Origin of the sequence: Serratia sp. BNK-12, from assembly GCF_047456085.1 — a bacterium.
In the GTDB taxonomy this organism is placed as follows: domain Bacteria; phylum Pseudomonadota; class Gammaproteobacteria; order Enterobacterales; family Enterobacteriaceae; genus Serratia; species Serratia liquefaciens.
This window is the reverse complement of the sequence record NZ_CP179896.1, coordinates 3,274,586-3,290,983: the sequence shown is the minus strand read 5'-3', so window position 1 is coordinate 3,290,983 and position 16,398 is coordinate 3,274,586. Positions and strand designations below refer to the sequence as shown.

Annotated in this window: 15 protein-coding genes; 4 read left to right on the top strand and 11 right to left on the bottom strand. The window is 52.8% G+C overall.

Going from position 1 to position 16,398, the window contains the following annotated elements; translation table 11 throughout:
- Nucleotides 1-11 precede the first annotated feature (11 nt).
- Both rutB and rutA read right to left on the bottom strand, forming a co-directional pair.
- Complete coding sequence (gene rutB / locus ACMGG1_RS15370; protein ID WP_020826203.1) at nucleotides 12-758, bottom strand: pyrimidine utilization protein B; 747 nt, start codon at nucleotides 756-758, stop codon at nucleotides 12-14.
- A complete protein-coding gene (gene rutA / locus ACMGG1_RS15365) occupies nucleotides 758-1,858 on the bottom strand; it encodes a pyrimidine utilization protein A (protein ID WP_414160835.1) in 1,101 nt (366 codons plus the stop codon). Before rutA ends, rutB begins: the two co-directional genes overlap by 1 nt.
- A gap of 259 nt (nucleotides 1,859-2,117) precedes the next feature.
- Between rutA and rutR the strand changes: the two genes are divergently transcribed.
- Nucleotides 2,118-2,792, top strand: a complete 675-nt coding sequence (gene rutR, locus ACMGG1_RS15360) for an HTH-type transcriptional regulator RutR (RefSeq protein ID WP_122078385.1) — start codon at nucleotides 2,118-2,120, stop codon at nucleotides 2,790-2,792.
- A gap of 51 nt (nucleotides 2,793-2,843) precedes the next feature.
- Here rutR and cycA read toward each other — a convergent pair whose 3' ends face one another.
- From cycA to ACMGG1_RS15345, 3 genes are all read right to left on the bottom strand, one after another.
- Nucleotides 2,844-4,244, bottom strand: a complete 1,401-nt coding sequence (gene cycA, locus ACMGG1_RS15355) for a D-serine/D-alanine/glycine transporter (RefSeq protein WP_020826206.1) — start codon at nucleotides 4,242-4,244, stop codon at nucleotides 2,844-2,846.
- A 1,352-nt stretch (nucleotides 4,245-5,596) separates the two neighbouring features.
- On the bottom strand, nucleotides 5,597-7,132 hold the full coding sequence (locus tag ACMGG1_RS15350; RefSeq protein ID WP_414160834.1) for a CDP-glycerol glycerophosphotransferase family protein: 1,536 nt from the start codon (nucleotides 7,130-7,132) through the stop codon (nucleotides 5,597-5,599).
- Between the two features lie 517 nt (nucleotides 7,133-7,649).
- Nucleotides 7,650-8,474 (bottom strand): endonuclease, encoded by an 825-nt coding sequence (locus ACMGG1_RS15345; RefSeq protein ID WP_414160833.1) that lies wholly within the window; start codon nucleotides 8,472-8,474, stop codon nucleotides 7,650-7,652.
- A 149-nt stretch (nucleotides 8,475-8,623) separates the two neighbouring features.
- Between ACMGG1_RS15345 and ACMGG1_RS15340 the strand changes: the two genes are divergently transcribed.
- Both ACMGG1_RS15340 and tolA read left to right on the top strand, forming a co-directional pair.
- Complete coding sequence (locus ACMGG1_RS15340; RefSeq protein WP_122078393.1) at nucleotides 8,624-8,824, top strand: hypothetical protein; 201 nt, start codon at nucleotides 8,624-8,626, stop codon at nucleotides 8,822-8,824.
- Between the two features lie 90 nt (nucleotides 8,825-8,914).
- Nucleotides 8,915-9,358 carry a cell envelope integrity protein TolA gene (gene tolA, locus ACMGG1_RS15335; protein ID WP_414160832.1) on the top strand — a complete coding sequence of 148 codons (444 nt, stop codon included), beginning with the start codon at nucleotides 8,915-8,917 and terminating at the stop codon, nucleotides 9,356-9,358.
- A gap of 13 nt (nucleotides 9,359-9,371) precedes the next feature.
- On the opposite strand, the gene ACMGG1_RS15330 is transcribed toward tolA, so the two are convergent.
- Nucleotides 9,372-9,866, bottom strand: a complete 495-nt coding sequence (locus tag ACMGG1_RS15330; protein ID WP_122078397.1) for a DedA family protein — start codon at nucleotides 9,864-9,866, stop codon at nucleotides 9,372-9,374.
- A gap of 81 nt (nucleotides 9,867-9,947) precedes the next feature.
- Nucleotides 9,948-11,186 carry an MFS transporter gene (locus ACMGG1_RS15325; protein ID WP_198639846.1) on the bottom strand — a complete coding sequence of 413 codons (1,239 nt, stop codon included), beginning with the start codon at nucleotides 11,184-11,186 and terminating at the stop codon, nucleotides 9,948-9,950.
- A 480-nt stretch (nucleotides 11,187-11,666) separates the two neighbouring features.
- On the opposite strand from ACMGG1_RS15325, the gene ACMGG1_RS15320 reads away from it, so the two are divergent.
- Entirely contained in the window at nucleotides 11,667-11,966 is a 300-nt protein-coding gene (locus ACMGG1_RS15320) for a putative quinol monooxygenase (protein WP_046373950.1), read from the top strand.
- 105 nt (nucleotides 11,967-12,071) lie between these two features.
- Here the strand turns inward: ACMGG1_RS15320 and ACMGG1_RS15315 are convergent, their stop codons facing one another.
- From ACMGG1_RS15315 to ACMGG1_RS15300, 4 genes are read right to left on the bottom strand one after another with little or no spacing between them, the layout of a single operon-like run.
- Nucleotides 12,072-12,791, bottom strand: a complete 720-nt coding sequence (locus ACMGG1_RS15315; RefSeq protein ID WP_130015514.1) for an enoyl-CoA hydratase-related protein — start codon at nucleotides 12,789-12,791, stop codon at nucleotides 12,072-12,074.
- A complete protein-coding gene (locus ACMGG1_RS15310; RefSeq protein ID WP_048762016.1) occupies nucleotides 12,784-13,956 on the bottom strand; it encodes an MFS transporter in 1,173 nt (390 codons plus the stop codon). Before ACMGG1_RS15310 ends, ACMGG1_RS15315 begins: the two co-directional genes overlap by 8 nt.
- Nucleotides 13,953-15,164 carry a 5-aminolevulinate synthase gene (gene hemA, locus ACMGG1_RS15305; protein ID WP_122078401.1) on the bottom strand — a complete coding sequence of 404 codons (1,212 nt, stop codon included), beginning with the start codon at nucleotides 15,162-15,164 and terminating at the stop codon, nucleotides 13,953-13,955. The genes ACMGG1_RS15310 and hemA overlap by 4 nt, the downstream gene beginning before the upstream one ends.
- 15 nt (nucleotides 15,165-15,179) lie before the next feature.
- Complete coding sequence (locus tag ACMGG1_RS15300; protein WP_414161453.1) at nucleotides 15,180-16,391, bottom strand: acetyl-CoA C-acyltransferase; 1,212 nt, start codon at nucleotides 16,389-16,391, stop codon at nucleotides 15,180-15,182.
- Nucleotides 16,392-16,398 lie beyond the last annotated feature (7 nt).

Sequence of the window (16,398 nt, the reverse complement as noted above, 5' to 3'; positions counted from 1 at the left end):
ACAGGCAAAATTCATGCCGTCTGGCTAAGCGGAGCGGCGAGAACGTCACAGAAACTGTCGACGTCCGACACCCAGCCGAAAAAGGTTTCGATGTTGTACAGCGCCGCCTGTTGGGCGAACGCCGGGCCGGCCTGATGGGTGGCGTCGGCCAGCACAATGCCGAAATACTCGAGGAAAAAGCCGTCGCGCAGCGTGGATTCCACACAAACGTTGGTGGCGATGCCGGTAAACACCAGATGGTGAATGCCGTAAGAGCGCAGCAGGCTGTCGAGCTGGGTGTTGAAAAAGCCGCTGTAGCGCGGTTTCGGCAGCACGATATCGCCCGGCTGTGGTTGCAGTTCATCCACCAGGTCGTAGTCCCAATCGCCTTTGGCCAGCAGCTTGCCCATCAATTCCGGGCGCTGGCGCATGGTTTTCAGCGCGTTGGACTTGTGCCAGTTAGGTGAACCTTCACCGCCGGCTTCGACGTACTGGTTGTCCCAGCCGTTCTGGAAAAAAATCACCTTAATGCCCGCGGCGCGCGCGGCAGTGATGGCACGCTTGATGTTGGCGATCACCGGCGCGGTGGTCGAAACGTCGAACCCGGCCAGATCCAAATATCCCCCCTGCGAGGCGTAGGCATTTTGCATATCGACCACGATTAATGCGGTTTCCTGCGGCGCAAAGGCGATGGCCTCAGGACGGGCGGGCAGGGTGACCGTCGCTCCGCCTTGCGGTGACTGGCGGCGTACCACAGGTTGGGTTTCAACAATTTTCATCATGCCACCTCACGGCTTGCTGCAGTTTGTGGGCAAACGTCTGCCCGGCTTTTCATCAGGGGTTGAATGCGTTCGCCGAAGTCTTCTACGCCTTGCACGAAGTCGTCGAAAGTCAGCAGCACGCCTTCGGTGCCGGGCACGGTGGCGATTTCATCCATCATTCGCGCCACGTTGGCGTAGGAGCCGACCAGCGTGCCCATGTTGATGTTGACGGCGGAAGTGGGGTCGGCCATTTGGCGCACATTGGTGTCGGCGCCGGATTTAGTGTCTTTGCCGCTCTGCTCGGTGAGCCAGGCCAGGGCTTCGGTATCGGCCCCGGCTTTATAGCTTTCCCATTTGGCGCGGGCAGCCTCGTCGGTTTCATCCGCAATGATCATAAACAGCACGTAGCAGGCCACGCTGCGGCCTTCGGCGTCGGCGGCAGTTTTCAACCGGGCAGCCGTCGGTGCGAAAGCGGTGGGGGTGTTGACGCCTTTGCCGAAGCAGAAGTTGTAGTCGGCGTATTTGGCCGAGAAAGCCATGCCCGCATCGCTTTGACCAGCGCAAATCACCTTGATGTCCGCTTGGGGTTGCGGGCTGACGCGACAGTCGTCCATCTGGAAAAACTCGCCCTTGAAATCGGATTTTCCGGTGCCCCACAGATCGCGCAGCACCCTGACGTATTCCGCCAGATAGTCGTAGCGACGACCAAAGTACTCGTCACCCGGCCACATGCCCATCTGCTCGTACTCCGGTTTCTGCCAGCCGGTCACCACGTTCAGGCCAAAGCGCCCACCGGAAATAGAATCAATGGTGGAAGCCATACGCGCGACGATGGCCGGCGGCATGGTAAGGGTGGCGGCGGTGGCGTAGATCTTGATGCGTGAGGTTACGGCAGCGAGCCCGGCCATCAGGGTGAAGGACTCCAGGTTATGATCCCAGAATTTGGTTTTGCCGCCGAAGCCGCGCAGTTTGATCATCGACAGGGCGAAATCAAAGTTGTAGTGCTCGGCCTTCTGCACGATGGTTTTATTGAGTTCAAACGTTGGTTTGTACTGTGGGGCATTGCTGGAAATCAGCCAGCCGTTGTTGCCGATCGGAATAAATACGCCAATTTTCATTTGAATACCTCGGGTCAGTGAAGGGGACAATCACAGGCTGCTTGCCTGAACCAAAGCAAACCCGATGCCATGTTTTAAAATTGTTTATTTATCAAATTATTATGGTTTATTTGGCGCCCAGTTATTGAGTGGATGGTCCAAAACAGACCATTTGGTCAAAATTATCTGCACAAAAAACAGGCGCGCATGCTCATTAAAGGTGCAAAAGATCCCCCGGAAGGGGTAGGTAAAAGCGTGGGTTTCATACCAGGGCTTTGCTATGCTGGCCGGAGTCAGATTGTGCCAAGGAGCCGCAGTGAAGCCACAAGCCGTTAAACCGCCCACGCGCCGCTCGCGTGCGGTAGCTGCAAAACGCAGTACCATCATGGATGCGGCGCTGGAGTTCTTCTCGCTGTACGGTATTCACGGCACCAGTCTGGATCAGGTGGCGGAGCGCGCCGACGTTTCCAAAACCAACCTGTTGTACTACTTCCCCTCCAAAGAAGAACTCTACGTAGCGGTGCTGAAAGGCATTCTCGATGTCTGGCTGGCGCCGCTGAAAGCGCTGCGCGCCGATCAGGAGCCGTTGCAGGCCATTCGTGAATATATACGGCTGAAGCTTGAGGTCTCGCGCCATCATCCGCAGGCTTCAAGGCTGTTTTGCCTGGAGATGATCCAGGGTGCGCCGTTGCTGAAACAGGAGTTGCAGGGTGGGTTGAAGATGCTGGTGGACGAGAAGTCCGCCATGATCGAGCGTTGGATTGACGAAGGTCATATCGCGCCGACAGAGCCGCATCACCTGATTTTTATGCTGTGGGCGACCACTCAGCACTACGCCGATTTTTGGGTCCAGATAGAAGCGGTAACCGGTAAAACGTTAGAAGATGAGGCGTTTTTTCAGCAGACGGTAGAGAACGTGCAGAGGGTGATTATCGACGGAATACGGCCGCGCTAGGCGCCAAAAGAGGGGATATTCAGGGGGATAGCGAACTATCCCCCTGTGGCGTTAGGCGGCTTTCTTCTTACGCAGGAATACGTAAGACAGACCCAGGATCACAAACCATAACGGCGTGACGATCAGCGCCTGGCGGGTGTCATCGCGCAGCGTCAACAGCACCAACACAAACACGAAGAACGCCATACAGACCCAGCACATCAGTTTGCCGGCCGGCATCTTGTAAATCGATTTCTGGTGCAGTGCCGGACGCTTCTTGCGATAAACCAGGTACGAACACAGGATGATGGTCCAGACAAACATGAACAGGATCGCCGAGACGGTGGTCACCAGCGTGAACACGGTCATGACGTTCGGGATCAGGTAAATCAACACCACACCGCCCAGCAGGCAGATACAGGAGAAGGTCAGCCCGTTAGCCGGCACTGCCCGCTTGGACAGATTGGCGAACGACTTGGGCGCATCGCCCTCCTGCGCCAGACCGAACAGCATGCGGCTGGTGGAAAACACCCCGCTGTTGGCGGAAGAGGCGGCGGAGGTCAGCACCACAAAGTTAATCACGCTGGCTGCCGCCGGCAGGCCAATCAGCACGAACAGTTCCACGAACGGGCTCTTGTCGGCAACCACAGAACTCCATGGCGTGACCGACATGATAACGATCAGGGCGAACACGTAGAACATGATGATGCGGATCGGAATGGAGTTGATGGCGCGGGGCAGCACTTTTTCCGGATCTTTGGTTTCAGCCGCGGTGGTACCAACCAGTTCGATACCGACAAAGGCGAACACCGCAATCTGGAAACCGGCGAAGAAACCGCTGATGCCTTTCGGGAACATGCCACCGTCATTCCACAGGTGTGAGAACGACGCGACGGTACCGGTAGGCGACTGGAACTGCATGGCGATCATGACCAGCCCGGCGACGATCAGCCCGACAATGGCAACGATTTTGATCATCGCAAACCAGAACTCCATTTCGCCAAACATCTTCACCGTCGCCAGGTTAAGGCCCAGCAACAGCAAGACGCACAGCAACGAGGCGATCCATTGCGACAATCCCGGGAACCAGAACTGGGCATAGGCGGTGATCGCCACCACGTCGGCAATGCCTGTGACCACCCAGCAAAACCAGTAGGTCCAGCCGGTAAAGAAACCGGCCCAGGGGCCGAGCAGGTCGGCGGCGAAATCGCTGAAAGATTTGTATTCCAGATTGGAAAGCAGCAGCTCGCCCATCGCGCGCATCACGAAGAACAGCATAAAGCCGATGATCATGTACACGAAGATGATGGAGGGGCCGGCCAGACTGATGGTTTTGCCGGACCCCATAAACAGACCCGTACCGATAGCGCCACCGATGGCGATCAGTTGAATATGTCGGTTAGTTAGGTTTCGCCGTAGATGATCTTCTGACGCAGGCGCGGCGTCTGTGGCTATTTTAGAGTGATCTACCATCTGATGATGTCCTGTTTTACCTGTCATGAGTGAAATAGCGAGCTCTGAAGTGGCTCTTTTTTATACGATTATCCGGTTGGCCCGGCTTTAGTAAGGTAGTGCAATAACGCCACCTTTGTGCAACATGTTTACAACATTTATGCGAGGGATAAAAGTCGATTGTTCTTTACACCGAGGAGGCAAATCGGACGTCTTGGGGGCGGAAGATTACTCCTCGTCGTAGCAGATTAACAGCCCTGATCTGACTTATCTTGTTGATATAACAGGGTCTTGGAAATATCGCATGAGAAAAACTAATGGGTGTAAGCGTTTGATGTCGAGGGGGCAAGGGAGAATAATTTACGCCGTTGGGTGGTGAGCTCCGTCGGTAGAGCCGTTGACTCTTAAGCAATGGGGCACTGGTTCGAAGCCTGTACGACCTGCCAACAAATCATGCGGTTAGCGAGGATTTTTATTTTTCGGTTTTTCTCAAACGCGCAGATTTGAGACGCGCTTCGCAAAATACGTATCAATTTAGCGTGAATGTTCAGTTGAGTGATCTGGCGCAAACTGGGTCCGTCCCCGCCTATTTTTTTCCGCTTCATCCCGTCGATTTCCCGCAAAATTGATAATGGGACTCTTGTTTGAATTAATCCGCTGCCCATGTGTGTCAGTAGTCATAAAAACAGAAATTCTTAGTATAGACACTACCGTTTGTACCAATGATAACCGTAATAATCGTGATGGTAGGACCCTAGTCATAGTACGTATCGATGCTTGGAGGAAGATGACGGCGCCTCATATTTCGGGATGTTGCCCAGGAAGGAACGGAGGAATGGAGGTCGTCCCTGGCCTTTGCGGGATGACTCTACTGCCTGTGGCGAGTACGGCATCCAATGGATACATGGATAGCAAGTCTTAACAAGGAGTCGGCTAGATGATCAAGGTGGTGCCACAATCATTTCCTTTGACGCTCTTGGGCATTTTGCTACCCAGTGGCCGAATAGAGGTACCGGGGAAGCTCTGGGATCTCACCGTATGGAGTAGGAAAAGGGTCTGGTGATTTTCGCGAAGTTTTCATGATGTGTAAAAACTATATGTCTATTCCTAATAAAAAATTTGATAGTGGAATTTTCGATAATTTAATATGTGCGAATATATTTTTAATGTAAAAGGATAATTGTTTTTTTTGCTAAATATTTAATTTAAAGCTGAACGAATTCCTGATGAGATATTGGTGTTGAGGTGAGGGAAAAGGTAATTTACTACAAGAAAATAGGGTAATGAAAATGGCGACATTAGAAATAGTCGTATACCCATCGCCCTCTTGCTAATTACGCGCCCTAACTATGGGCGCGACAAAGGTTGATTTTTTACAAATTCGTTTTTATATCTGTTGCAATCAGATTATGCACATTGCCTTTATTCGGAAGGGTTATTTCCTCCAGGCTATCGATGGCAGTTTGTTTTTTTTCTAAAGTTCCATTTTCAAATTTATTAACTATATTTTTAACGTCGATAAAATCCTTGGCGATATGACTGCAATTAACAGCAATTATACCGATTTCATTAAATTCAGCGTGATTTTTGTTTTCCAGAAAAATAATTGGCTTATGGAAGAGTGGATACTCAACCAAGAATGATATGCCATCAGTTACCATAATATCAGACCATTTGAATGAGTCTATGTAATCATGATTGTAGTCAATGCTAGTATTGTCTAATGAATTCCAGCGAGCAATGAATTCTTCAACCTTGTTTTTTGTCTCTTCTGATTTTGCTTTCATATAGTCAAAAAGCGCGGGATGGGGCCTCAACATAATGTTTATTTTTGGGTTTTCTTCTGCAAATGTTAAAAAGTCAAAATAGTTAACATCGAACGTCCCAAAAGATAGCCATCCATCATCAATACTATGATGTGGGGCCCAAAGAATATTTACTTCTTTATGATTTGTTTTTTCTTTAGAGTATTCAATCATTTGTGTGTGAATGAAGTCTAGTTTTGGGTGACCGAAATATCTTGCGTTAATCCCTTTCAGGAGCGAGTTTCGGCACAGCTCTTGATACGCATACTCGGTATCACAATAAATTCTCCAACTGTTATTGTGAAGCGCTTGGTTTGATTGAAAATCAAAATCAGTACCTGACGACATGTTTTTTACTATATTTATAGCATAGTAAGGAATATAGCATATTTTTGCGAAATTTATTTTTTCGGCGCTAAATCCATCAGGGATATCATTATCCCATGGTGATTGTCTAAAGATAACGTCGGGGGCTAGCGTCGTTAGTATTGTAGCTATATCTTTGTCATTACTGGTGCTTACTCTCATGTGGTTAACGCCAATTTTCGCTAACGAATTACTTGTTTCGGTTTCTCCGGTATAGCCATCTACCCCAGGAAATGAACGAGGAATGCTGGCTATTATCACATTTAGATCTGGATCAGCAGACAAGGCATAGTATATGTTCGCTACAGAATACCATGTATTCATGTTGTGAATTAAAAATAAAACAGTTGGCGTTTTATTTCTATGATTTTGTTTTTTTGATATTATATTTAAAGTTTTATTAATGTGTAGTATTTTTTTGTTGATGTTATCTTTCATTTCAAGTAATGAATGATTATTCTCTGGGATCGCGCTTTCTAGTTTTTCTGATAACCCAATTAATAATTCATTTATTTTGTTTAAGTTATCTGCGGTGTTTTTTGACTCATTACTTGAATTTTTTGTTTCATCAAACAACTGTGAAAGCAGTTCTCTGTTTTTTTTGTTTTCGCTAAGTATATCATTTTTTAAAGTGTGAATTTTCTCATCTAAATCCACTATCATATCGTTGCTGTGATGGAGAGCCGCGTCAAACCTTTTAAAAAAAGGAGCCAGTAGATAGGTCGCTATTTTATTCATTATTCATCCTTTCCATAATATCACTATCCAAAAGCTTGCAAAATTAGCATAAATTCAGCAATAAAAATACGGAAAAAATGTAAATGTAAGCGTAAATATTAATGCATGTCCATAATCAATTATTAGTTTTAAAATATATCGTAGAAATATCTTCCTTATCTGCGGAGGAGCCCGCTGATAACTTAGGTGCGTCTCTTTTTAGCTTGGGCAGTGGAATACAAAGTGAGCCAATGACGTGGCATAAAGCAGCTTGTCGGCAGACAGTTCAGCATTACAGCAGATGCTGTCTTCATGATTACCTCGTGAAGGCAAGGGGTTGGCATTAGCGCCAGTAGTCAGGCCGATTTTGAGCCGTGTTTCTTAAAAAACGCCTCAATTTAGCGTGAATGTTCAGTTGAATAATGTAGTACACGTTTAGTTTTCCCTCATTTATTTACCTCGATCTCTTACCACCCATTCCCTGCAAAATCGATATTGATAGTGAAATTGTGACGGGTTGAACCCGCTTACGCAGGGGTCAGGGCGTATCAATCAAGTGAATGCGCTCACGGCTTTCATGGAATAACCGCCGACAAAGAATACGGTAACAGTCTCGATCGAACTCATCGGCCGGGAAACTGAGTTTTTCGGCTGCATCCAGCGACGGTGCCGTACCGAGGTAGAACCAGTTGCTGATGACATGAAAAGCTTTAAGTGGCCCTTGTCGTTCCTCAATGGCGATCCTGCCGGGGAATGGCCAGTGCCGCACCTGGGCCTGCTCCAGGGCACCAAGCAACCTGCTCTGGTGCGCTTGCGGGGGCTCTTTGCCGCAGCATACTCCCGCGCATTTGCCTAATTGATGGCGAAAGCAGGGTTGTCCGGGGCGTCCTTTTTCAATATCCAGGTACGTCAGACAGAGCTGCTCCCGATCGGCAATGTCGATCAGAAAATCGACGGCCGTCGCACGCCGCAGAAACAGGCCGTACAAGTTAGGCGTCCGGGAAAAGTCTAGCGCATCGCTGTATACGATTCGCGTTTGGGAGTCCTGTACCTGCAGCGCGCATAGCCGGCGGATTTTACGCAGCCGCTTGTTGTAGAGCGGGCTTTGCTGTTTCACCAGGGAGGATTCAAGCAGCAGCGCACCAATCTCCCCCACGGTTTCGATGCAGGTTATGCGGCGGGTGGCGGCAAGCAACCGAGCTTCGCGCGGATTGCGTAGATGAGACTGAACGCGGCGGCGGATGTTGACGCTCTTGCCTATGTAGAGGGGATAGGTGCCGTTGTCGCCGTGAAAAAAATAAACCCCGCATCTCTGCGGCAGGTTGGCGACCTCACCGGTCAGATGTTCAGGGTATTGATACATGGGCTATCAGAAACTCACTGCTTATAGGGAAGTGGGGCATCACGCCAATGATAATATTTTCTTATTATAATTCACAGCCGGCTTTCAGCTAACGCTAAGAGTTGAGATTTGTTATCATTTGCGAAAATTTTTTCTATAGGGAGATAGAGATGCGTAAAGCGCTAATAATGGCTCTGGGTGTGATGGTACTGTCAGGCTGTGCGGGGCAACAGGACGACGACGAGTCGCGTAACAAGGCCTCTGCAGACCAGGCCGGTGGCAAAGAGTGGAAAGCGTTCGTCGCGCCTTTATCCGTCAAAACACAATCGCCGGGCGAGCGAGAAATGAAGCGCGTAACCCGGCAGAACTGATTTACGATAAAGCCCACTTGCGTGGGCTTTTTGCATTCTGAACAGGCCCCCGTCAACAGCGGATAGGGCGGTTTTAAAAGGAAGGGAATCATGAGAAAAGTTAATTCAGGATCGGAAACTCGCCTGTCGGCAGTATTGCTCGTTATCGCAACGCTGTTGTTAGCGGGCTGCTCGGGGACGGGCACTGCGGCTAAACCTGTGGTGTCAGGAGGCGAAGTCGATGACCTTTTCGCTGGATTGGAAGGTAAAACGGCGCCAGCACTTGGGCAAGAGATCAACCGATATATCGCGCAGATCGCAGCGGCTATTCAAAGTCATTTTCAATATGACAGCGTCTACGCCGGCAAGGAATGCTCATTACGACTCAAGTTGGCTCCGGATGGCATGCTGTTAGATGTCCGGGCTGAAGGCGGTGATCCCGCACTTTGCCGTGCGGCTGTAGTGGCAACCGCAAATGCCAGCTTTCCCAAACCCCCGACACCGACGGTTTACGCTGTGGTTAAGAATGCCGCGTTGGAATTCCGTCCTCAATAATCGAGAGCGGCCATTAAAACAGCTGACCGACAGACATCAGAGCCACGGCCCACACCCCGGCAGACAGCGCACTGGCGCAATAGACCTGCTTGCGCGGCAGGGCAATCATGCCGGCAACCAATGGCACGGTATAGCGCATCACGGCCAGAAAGCGCGATACAAACAGCAACGGGATCCCGTTGTTCTGTAACGCGGATTGCGCCTTGTTCAATGCGCCACGGTATCTGACCGGCAGCCAGTTCCCGCTTTGGCGCTTTTGAAGCCATGCGCCGCAATGGAAAGACAAAACGGAGCCGAGCAGGGCACCCAGGGTTATCGCCGCCCAGACATGAGCATCGGCCAGCACCGGCTTGCCGGCGACAATGCCTAACATCAACGTCACCGATGCGGGCGGCAGAACCGAAGAAATGAAAATGACTGACTTGCCCAATGCAAACAGAAAAATAAGCAGCAACAGGAGACCGGGCTCCGGGCCGTATTTGGTGATAATAGCGGTTAATGTCTCCATGGATGACCCCCAGAAAATGTAGGGTCAGTGTCTCATTCACCGCTTCAATATAAGCTAAATCGAATGGGCTTCAGCCCAGGCTTACCCACTCACCTGAGCCTGACGCTCGGTGCTCTGCGTAGCCCACCCTTTGAGTGCAAAAATCAGCGCGGCGCACAGCAAAGAGAAAATTGCCAGTACGATCAGACCGGCATGCGGGCTATCGAAGCGCAGTTCTGCCTCGGTGCGGATTAGCGGCGCCAGGAAACTGAACAGTGCACCCAGCGTGGTGCAAAAACCGATGCCGGCCGCCAGCGCCGGGCCTGAAAGTATCTGTGCCGGTAAGGTCCAGAATATCGGCTGCACCGCCAGGAAGCTGACGGCGCAAAAGCACAACGCAATAATGGCAACAGTCGGCCCGGCATAGGACGAAACAACCAATCCCAGTGCGGCAATCACCATGCAGCCGATGGCGATGGGCAAGCGGCGGGAGGTTTTGCGGTCGGCATAACGCGGGATGTAATAGACCCCAAATGCAGAAACGGCCCAGGGAATTGCCGCTACCAGCGATGCCTTAAACCCGATATTAGTGCCCATCAGCGAGGCCACCTGCGAGGGCAGGAAAAACAACAGGCCATACACGCCGACCTGAATGGTGCCGTAAATAAAAGCCAGGTGCCAAACCTTGGAATTTTTCAACGCCTCTTTCACGCTGCTGGCCTCGGTATTTGTTTGCTCCAGGGCCAACTGTGCCACCAACGCCTGCTTCTCTTCCGGGTTAAGAAATCGCGCCTTGCCCGGGCTGTCGTCAAGATAGAAATAGGCGAAGATCCCCAACACGACGGCCGGTAAACCTTCCAGAACAAACATCCAGAACCAACCTGGCTGCCCCAGCACGCCGTGCATTTCGAGCAACGCGCCAGAAATGGGCGAGCCCAGGGTCAAGGCCGCGGGAACCCCGAGGACAAAGATACCTATCACGGAGGCTCGAACCTTATTGGGAAAATAAAGGGAAGCCAGCAACAGGATACCCGGGTAGAAGCCAGCCTCGGCCAACCCCAACAGGAAGCGCAAGGCGATAAATTGATATTCGTTGCTGACGAAACCGGTGCAGGCGGACAAGGCCCCCCACACTGCCGTGGTGGCGCTAAGCCAGACTTTTGCCCCTAGTTTGTTCATCATCAGGTTGGCTGGAATGCCGAAGATGGCGTAAGCCGCGAAGAAAATCCCTGCACCCAATGCGAAGGCGGATTGCGACAGGCCAATATCCACCGACATTGCCTCCTTGGCAAAGCCTACGTTTACCCGATCGATAAAGGCGACGAAATACAGAGAGAACATCAGGGGGATTAATCTGCGCCACGTTTTTTTAATCGCTGAATTGAGCGCGGAACTGGTGTTGGTCGTATTACTCACGGGGCTACCCTCTCAAACAGGTTGAATGACTGGGGCCGGCGGTGTAACGCCGGCAGCTTGCCTGCACCTATTGCCACTGCGGAACATTCACCGTCGGTTTTCAGTTTTCACCCAAAGGTCTAAAGGACTAATGGTCAGGCCTTTATGGGCAAAAAAAATCAGCAATGAACGCTATCCTGGCCTGTGCAGCCACGGAAAATCTGTTAATAGAAACCAAAAATTGACAATTGGTTAACCTGAAATTCACACATGGCCGGTCGTGATTCAAGCCTGCTGATGAATATCTGTGCGCGTAATCACTGAATGACAAGCTTTGAATTATCACCGCGATTAATGAAGGTAAAGTCTGGTCTTCGAGGGTAGAGTGGCCACCCATGACAGATAAACTGAAAGAGAAAAGACGCCATGCTAAAGGTGATTGCTGAAGATTTTATCAAGCACGACCGTATTGAAACGGTGTTGCCGCTGTATCGCGAATTGGTAGAGAAAACCCGTCAGGAGGCGCTGTGCCTCTCCTATGAGTTGTTGATTGACCATCAGGATCCGGGGCATTTTATTTTCGTCGAGGAGTGGCCCGATCGGGCAGCGTTGGACACGCATTGCCAAACCGAGCATTTCAAGCGCCTGGTGCCTTTAATCAATCAGCATCAGAGCAAGCCTTGTACCTTTTTGTTTATGCAGCCTTTTCCCTCAGACGAGGGTTAACCAGGCAAAAAAATCCCCGCAGAGCGGGGTCAATGGCTTCTCAATTGCGGTCTTGTAGTGATTAAAAATTAGACTGCGAATGATTGCCATTCCCTCAGAATGCTCTTAAAAGACTTTTGCTGCCAACCGCACCTGATCTACCCAGCTTTGTTGGTAATCAAAGCTGGGGGCCTCATGTTGCGTCATCCCATGACGAACGATGGCTTTTACCGCCTGGGTAGCCAGCGGGTGCTTCTGGGCGATTTGCCCGGCGATCAGCCGTGCCTCTTCCAGAGCGCTTCCCTCGCTGATCCGTGAAATAACACCGTGCCGCCAGGCTTCCACCACGCCTATAACGCGACCGGTCAGTAACCAGTCGAGGGCGATATAGGGGGAGATGCGCGCCGGCAGGCGCGAACATCCGCCTTGTGCCGCAATCAGCCCCAGCCCGGTCTCCGGGAAACTGAATTGCGCATCTCGCCCGGCGACGATCAGGTCACAGGCCAGCGCTATCTCAAACCCTCCGCCGAAGGCGATACCGTCCACGGCGGCGATAATCACCTTGGTGAGTCGCGCATGCACCAGGCCGGCAAAGCCATTCGGATCGACCACCGGAAGTTCGCCCTGCTGAAAGGCTTTGACGTCCATCCCGGCCGAGAACACCTGTGGCTGACCGGTCAACAGGATCACCCGAACCTTTTCATCCTGCTCGGCCTGTTGCAGGTAGCGTTGGATCAGGTGAGCCATCGCCAAATTGATGGCGTTCTTTTTTTCCGGTCGGTTCAGGGTAATCACGGCGATGCCGTCCTGTTGTTCATACAGCACCGGTGGTGGCAGGTCAGTCATGGCTTTTTTCTCCCTGGAAGAACAGCAGCGTCAGCAGCAGGGCGATGGCGCCCAACGGCAACGAAAACAGCGGCAGGTAATAAGCAGGCAAGGTATACAGCGTCAGGCCGCCGAGCATGCCGCCTGCCGCAATGCCGGCATACAGTACCGAGCTGTTCAGCGACACGGTCAGCGCGCCAAAACGTTTGGACAGCGACAGCAAGTGGTGCTGAATAGGCACCAGATACATCCAGCCGGTAATCCCCCATACCAGAAATATTGCCAGCACCCACCAGGGTGAGGTGACGTAAAAGGCCAGCAGGAACAATGAAAGGGTTTGAATCGACACGGAAAACAGCAGGACAAATTTACTGCCGAAGGTATCGGTCAATAAACCGGAAACGAAATTGCCGATGACGGCCCCGATGCCGAACACCAGTAACGCGATGGGCAAAATCGCCTCCGGGCCTAACTGAGTATTCTTCAGCAATACGCTCACATAGCTGTAAACAATGTGTTCGGAGCAGACGGCGAAGAAGGTGATCAGCAGCGTGGTCAGCACTGCCTTTTGTCGCAGTGGGGCCAACCGTTCTTTCAGCGAATGTTTCCCCGGCGCGGCGATGGCGTTCAGCGCCAGCGAAAGCCCCAGCAGCGCAACGGCACCTAACAGGGCGATCAGCAGGAAGATCTCCCGCCAGCCGATCAGCTTGGCCAGGAAGGTGCCAAAGGGAATGCCCAGCGCGATAGCCAGCGTCATGCCGCCATACACAATTGATATCGCCAGCCCGCGGCGTTTTTCCGCCACCAGCCCGACTGCGGCGGCGGCGGCCTGCGGCGTGTAGCAAGCCGCCCCCAGCGCCGCCAGTACGCGGCCCGCGGAGATTTGCAAAAAGCTGTCGGCATAGGCGCAAACCAGATTACCGGCGATAAACAACACCAGAGCCAGCTGCAAGATATGTTTGCGGTTGAGGTTGCCCAGCAGCCAGGCGGTCAGCGGAGCGAACACCATATAGGCCAGGGCGAAGACCGAGATTAACTGCCCCGCTTGCGCAGGGCTGACGGCAAAGGTGCCGGAAATCTCGTCAAGAATGCCGGCGACGATAAACGCATCGGTACCGATGGCAAAGGTGCCGGTCGCCATCAGACACAGCGTAAGAAAATGGCCGTTGTAGTCCGTCAACTTCATCCCGCTCTCCGTAACGCATTGGCGGCCCAGATTTTGCTCAGCGCCGCCAGGAAATATTCCACGTCCTCATGAGTATGGGCCGAGGTCGGCGTAACCCGCAAACGTTCGCTGCCGACCGGCACCGTCGGGGCATTGACCGGTTGCACGTAAATATCGTACTCATCGAGCAGTTGTTTGCTGATGTGCTTGTTGCGGTGTGGATCGCCGACCAGCACCGGCAGAATATGGCTGTCCTCCGAGACCAGAGGAATACCGGCGGCGCGCAGGCCGGATTTCAGGTGATCGATTATCGCCAGCAGATGTTTGCGTTGGTTGTCATGTTCCAGGTTGTATTTGAAGCTGGCCAGCGCCGCCGCCACCACCGGCGCGGGGGAGGAGGTGCTGAAGACGAACGCCGGTGCCCAGCTGCGTACGGCTTCTACCACCGCGCGCGGTGCGGCGATATAGCCACCGGCAGCGCCGTAGGACTTACCAAAGCCCCCCTGAATAATGGTGATCTTGTCCAGCAGGCCCAGTTGCTCGGCATAACCCAAGCCCCGCTGGCCGTAAACGCCGGCGGAGTGGATTTCGTCCAGATAGGTCAGCGCCTGATGTTTCTCCGCCAGCGCGACAATCTGTGCCAGCGGGGCAAAGTCGCCGTCCATCGAATAGAGCGACTCGAAGGCGATCAGCTTGGGACGCTGCGGATCGGCTTCCTGCAGCAGCTCGGCCAGGTGCGCAACGTCATTGTGGCGAAAGATTTTCTTCTCCGCCTTGCTGTAGCGAATGCCGTAAATCATCGAAGCATGGTTCAGCTCATCAGAAAAGACGATCAGATTGGGAATGGCGTCGCACAGCGTCGAGAGCGTGGCGTCATTTGCCCCAAAGCCGGTGGTGAACAACAGCGCGGACTCCTTGCCGTAGGCTTTGGCCAGCAAGCTTTCCAACTCGCTGTGGTAGATCGAAGTGCCGGAAATACTGCGTGCCCCGCAGGTACCCAGCCCGACACGGTTTACCGCCTCGGTGGTGGCCAGAATCACCTTGGGGTGATGGCTCATCGCCAGATAGTCATTGGAGCACCAGACGTTCAGACGGCGCTCACCCTGTTGCCCGTGGCTGGTGGCCCAGGGTTTATCCAGCACGCTGCGTTCCAGGTTGAGGAACTCGCGGAACCGGCCCTGTTTTTTGGTTTCGGCCAGTTTTTCTTCAAGAATGTTCAATACGCTCATACGGAATTCCTTACATTAGAGGGCTTTAATCACCAATGAAACACCCTGGCCGACACCGACACACATCGTCACCAGCGCATTGCTTAATTGCCGGGTATGCAGCTCCAGCGCGCTGGAAAGCACCAGACGCGCGCCGGACATGCCCAGCGGATGCCCGAGGGCGATGGCACCACCGTTCGGATTGACTCGCGTATCGTCGAAGTCGATGCGCCAATTTTGCAGCGTCGCCAACACCTGCGCGGCAAATGCCTCATTAATTTCAATGACGTCGAAATCATTCAGCGTAAAACCGGTACGTGCTAACAGACGCTCGGTCGCGGCGATCGGCCCAATGCCCATCAACGCGGGGGCAACGCCGGCGCTGGCGCTGTCGCCAATTTCCGCCAGCGGCTGGAGTGACTTGCGCTTGACATAGCGACCGCTGGCCAGCAACAGCACGGCGGCACCGTCATTGATACCTGAGGCATTCCCGGCGGTGACCGAGCCTTCGGGGCTGAAGGCCGGCTTCAGCGCCTGCAGTTTTTGCAGCGTGGTCTGGCGCGGGAACTCATCCTGCGCGAAGGATTGGCGGGTTTTGCGATCGACCTGAACATCCAGCGCGGTGATCTCCCTGGCCAAGCGGCCATTTTCGATAGCCCGCCAGGCCTTTTGCTGCGACGCCAGGGCAAAATTATCCTGATCCTCGCGGGATATGCGGTATTGCTGCGCGACGTTTTCGGCCGTGATGCCCAACGGATCGCTGCCATAGCGTTGCGCCAGCTGCGGGTTGACAAAGCGCCAGCCCAGCGTGGTGTCGAACAGTTTGATCCCCTTATCGAATGGCGTTTCGCCTTTGCTCATCACATAGGGCGCGCGGCTCATGCTTTCGACACCGCCGGCCAACACCAGATCGCTAAGGCCGCTTTTGATTTTTGCGCCGGCATAAATCACGGCGTCCAGCCCGGAGGCGCACAGCCGGTTAAGGGTAATCGCCGGTACTCCCTGATCCAGACTGGACAACAACGCCGCCATGCGCGCAACGTTACGGTTGTCTTCACCGGCCTGATTGGCACAGCCCAGCACCACCTCATCGACATCCGCCTCGCTTTCCGGGTGTCGTTGCAGCAACGCCCGAATAATCGAGGCCGCCATATCGTCCGGGCGGGTTAATGCCAGACTACCGCCGTAGGCGCCGATCGCCGTGCGCGTACCGTCGATCAGATAGACCCCATCGTCTTTAATCGTCATCATTTTT

Coding starts and splice junctions, on each gene's coding strand:
- rutB (WP_020826203.1), bottom strand. CDS start 758: ATGAAAATTGTTGAAACCCAACCTGTGGTACGCCGCCAGTCACCGCAA.
- rutA (WP_414160835.1), bottom strand. CDS start 1,858: ATGAAAATTGGCGTATTTATTCCGATCGGCAACAACGGCTGGCTGATT.
- rutR (WP_122078385.1), top strand. CDS start 2,118: ATGCTGGCCGGAGTCAGATTGTGCCAAGGAGCCGCAGTGAAGCCACAA.
- cycA (WP_020826206.1), bottom strand. CDS start 4,244: ATGGTAGATCACTCTAAAATAGCCACAGACGCCGCGCCTGCGTCAGAA.
- ACMGG1_RS15350 (WP_414160834.1), bottom strand. CDS start 7,132: ATGAATAAAATAGCGACCTATCTACTGGCTCCTTTTTTTAAAAGGTTT.
- ACMGG1_RS15345 (WP_414160833.1), bottom strand. CDS start 8,474: ATGTATCAATACCCTGAACATCTGACCGGTGAGGTCGCCAACCTGCCG.
- ACMGG1_RS15340 (WP_122078393.1), top strand. CDS start 8,624: ATGCGTAAAGCGCTAATAATGGCTCTGGGTGTGATGGTACTGTCAGGC.
- tolA (WP_414160832.1), top strand. CDS start 8,915: ATGAGAAAAGTTAATTCAGGATCGGAAACTCGCCTGTCGGCAGTATTG.
- ACMGG1_RS15330 (WP_122078397.1), bottom strand. CDS start 9,866: ATGGAGACATTAACCGCTATTATCACCAAATACGGCCCGGAGCCCGGT.
- ACMGG1_RS15325 (WP_198639846.1), bottom strand. CDS start 11,186: ATGTTCTCTCTGTATTTCGTCGCCTTTATCGATCGGGTAAACGTAGGC.
- ACMGG1_RS15320 (WP_046373950.1), top strand. CDS start 11,667: ATGCTAAAGGTGATTGCTGAAGATTTTATCAAGCACGACCGTATTGAA.
- ACMGG1_RS15315 (WP_130015514.1), bottom strand. CDS start 12,791: ATGACTGACCTGCCACCACCGGTGCTGTATGAACAACAGGACGGCATC.
- ACMGG1_RS15310 (WP_048762016.1), bottom strand. CDS start 13,956: ATGAAGTTGACGGACTACAACGGCCATTTTCTTACGCTGTGTCTGATG.
- hemA (WP_122078401.1), bottom strand. CDS start 15,164: ATGAGCGTATTGAACATTCTTGAAGAAAAACTGGCCGAAACCAAAAAA.
- ACMGG1_RS15300 (WP_414161453.1), bottom strand. CDS start 16,391: ATGACGATTAAAGACGATGGGGTCTATCTGATCGACGGTACGCGCACG.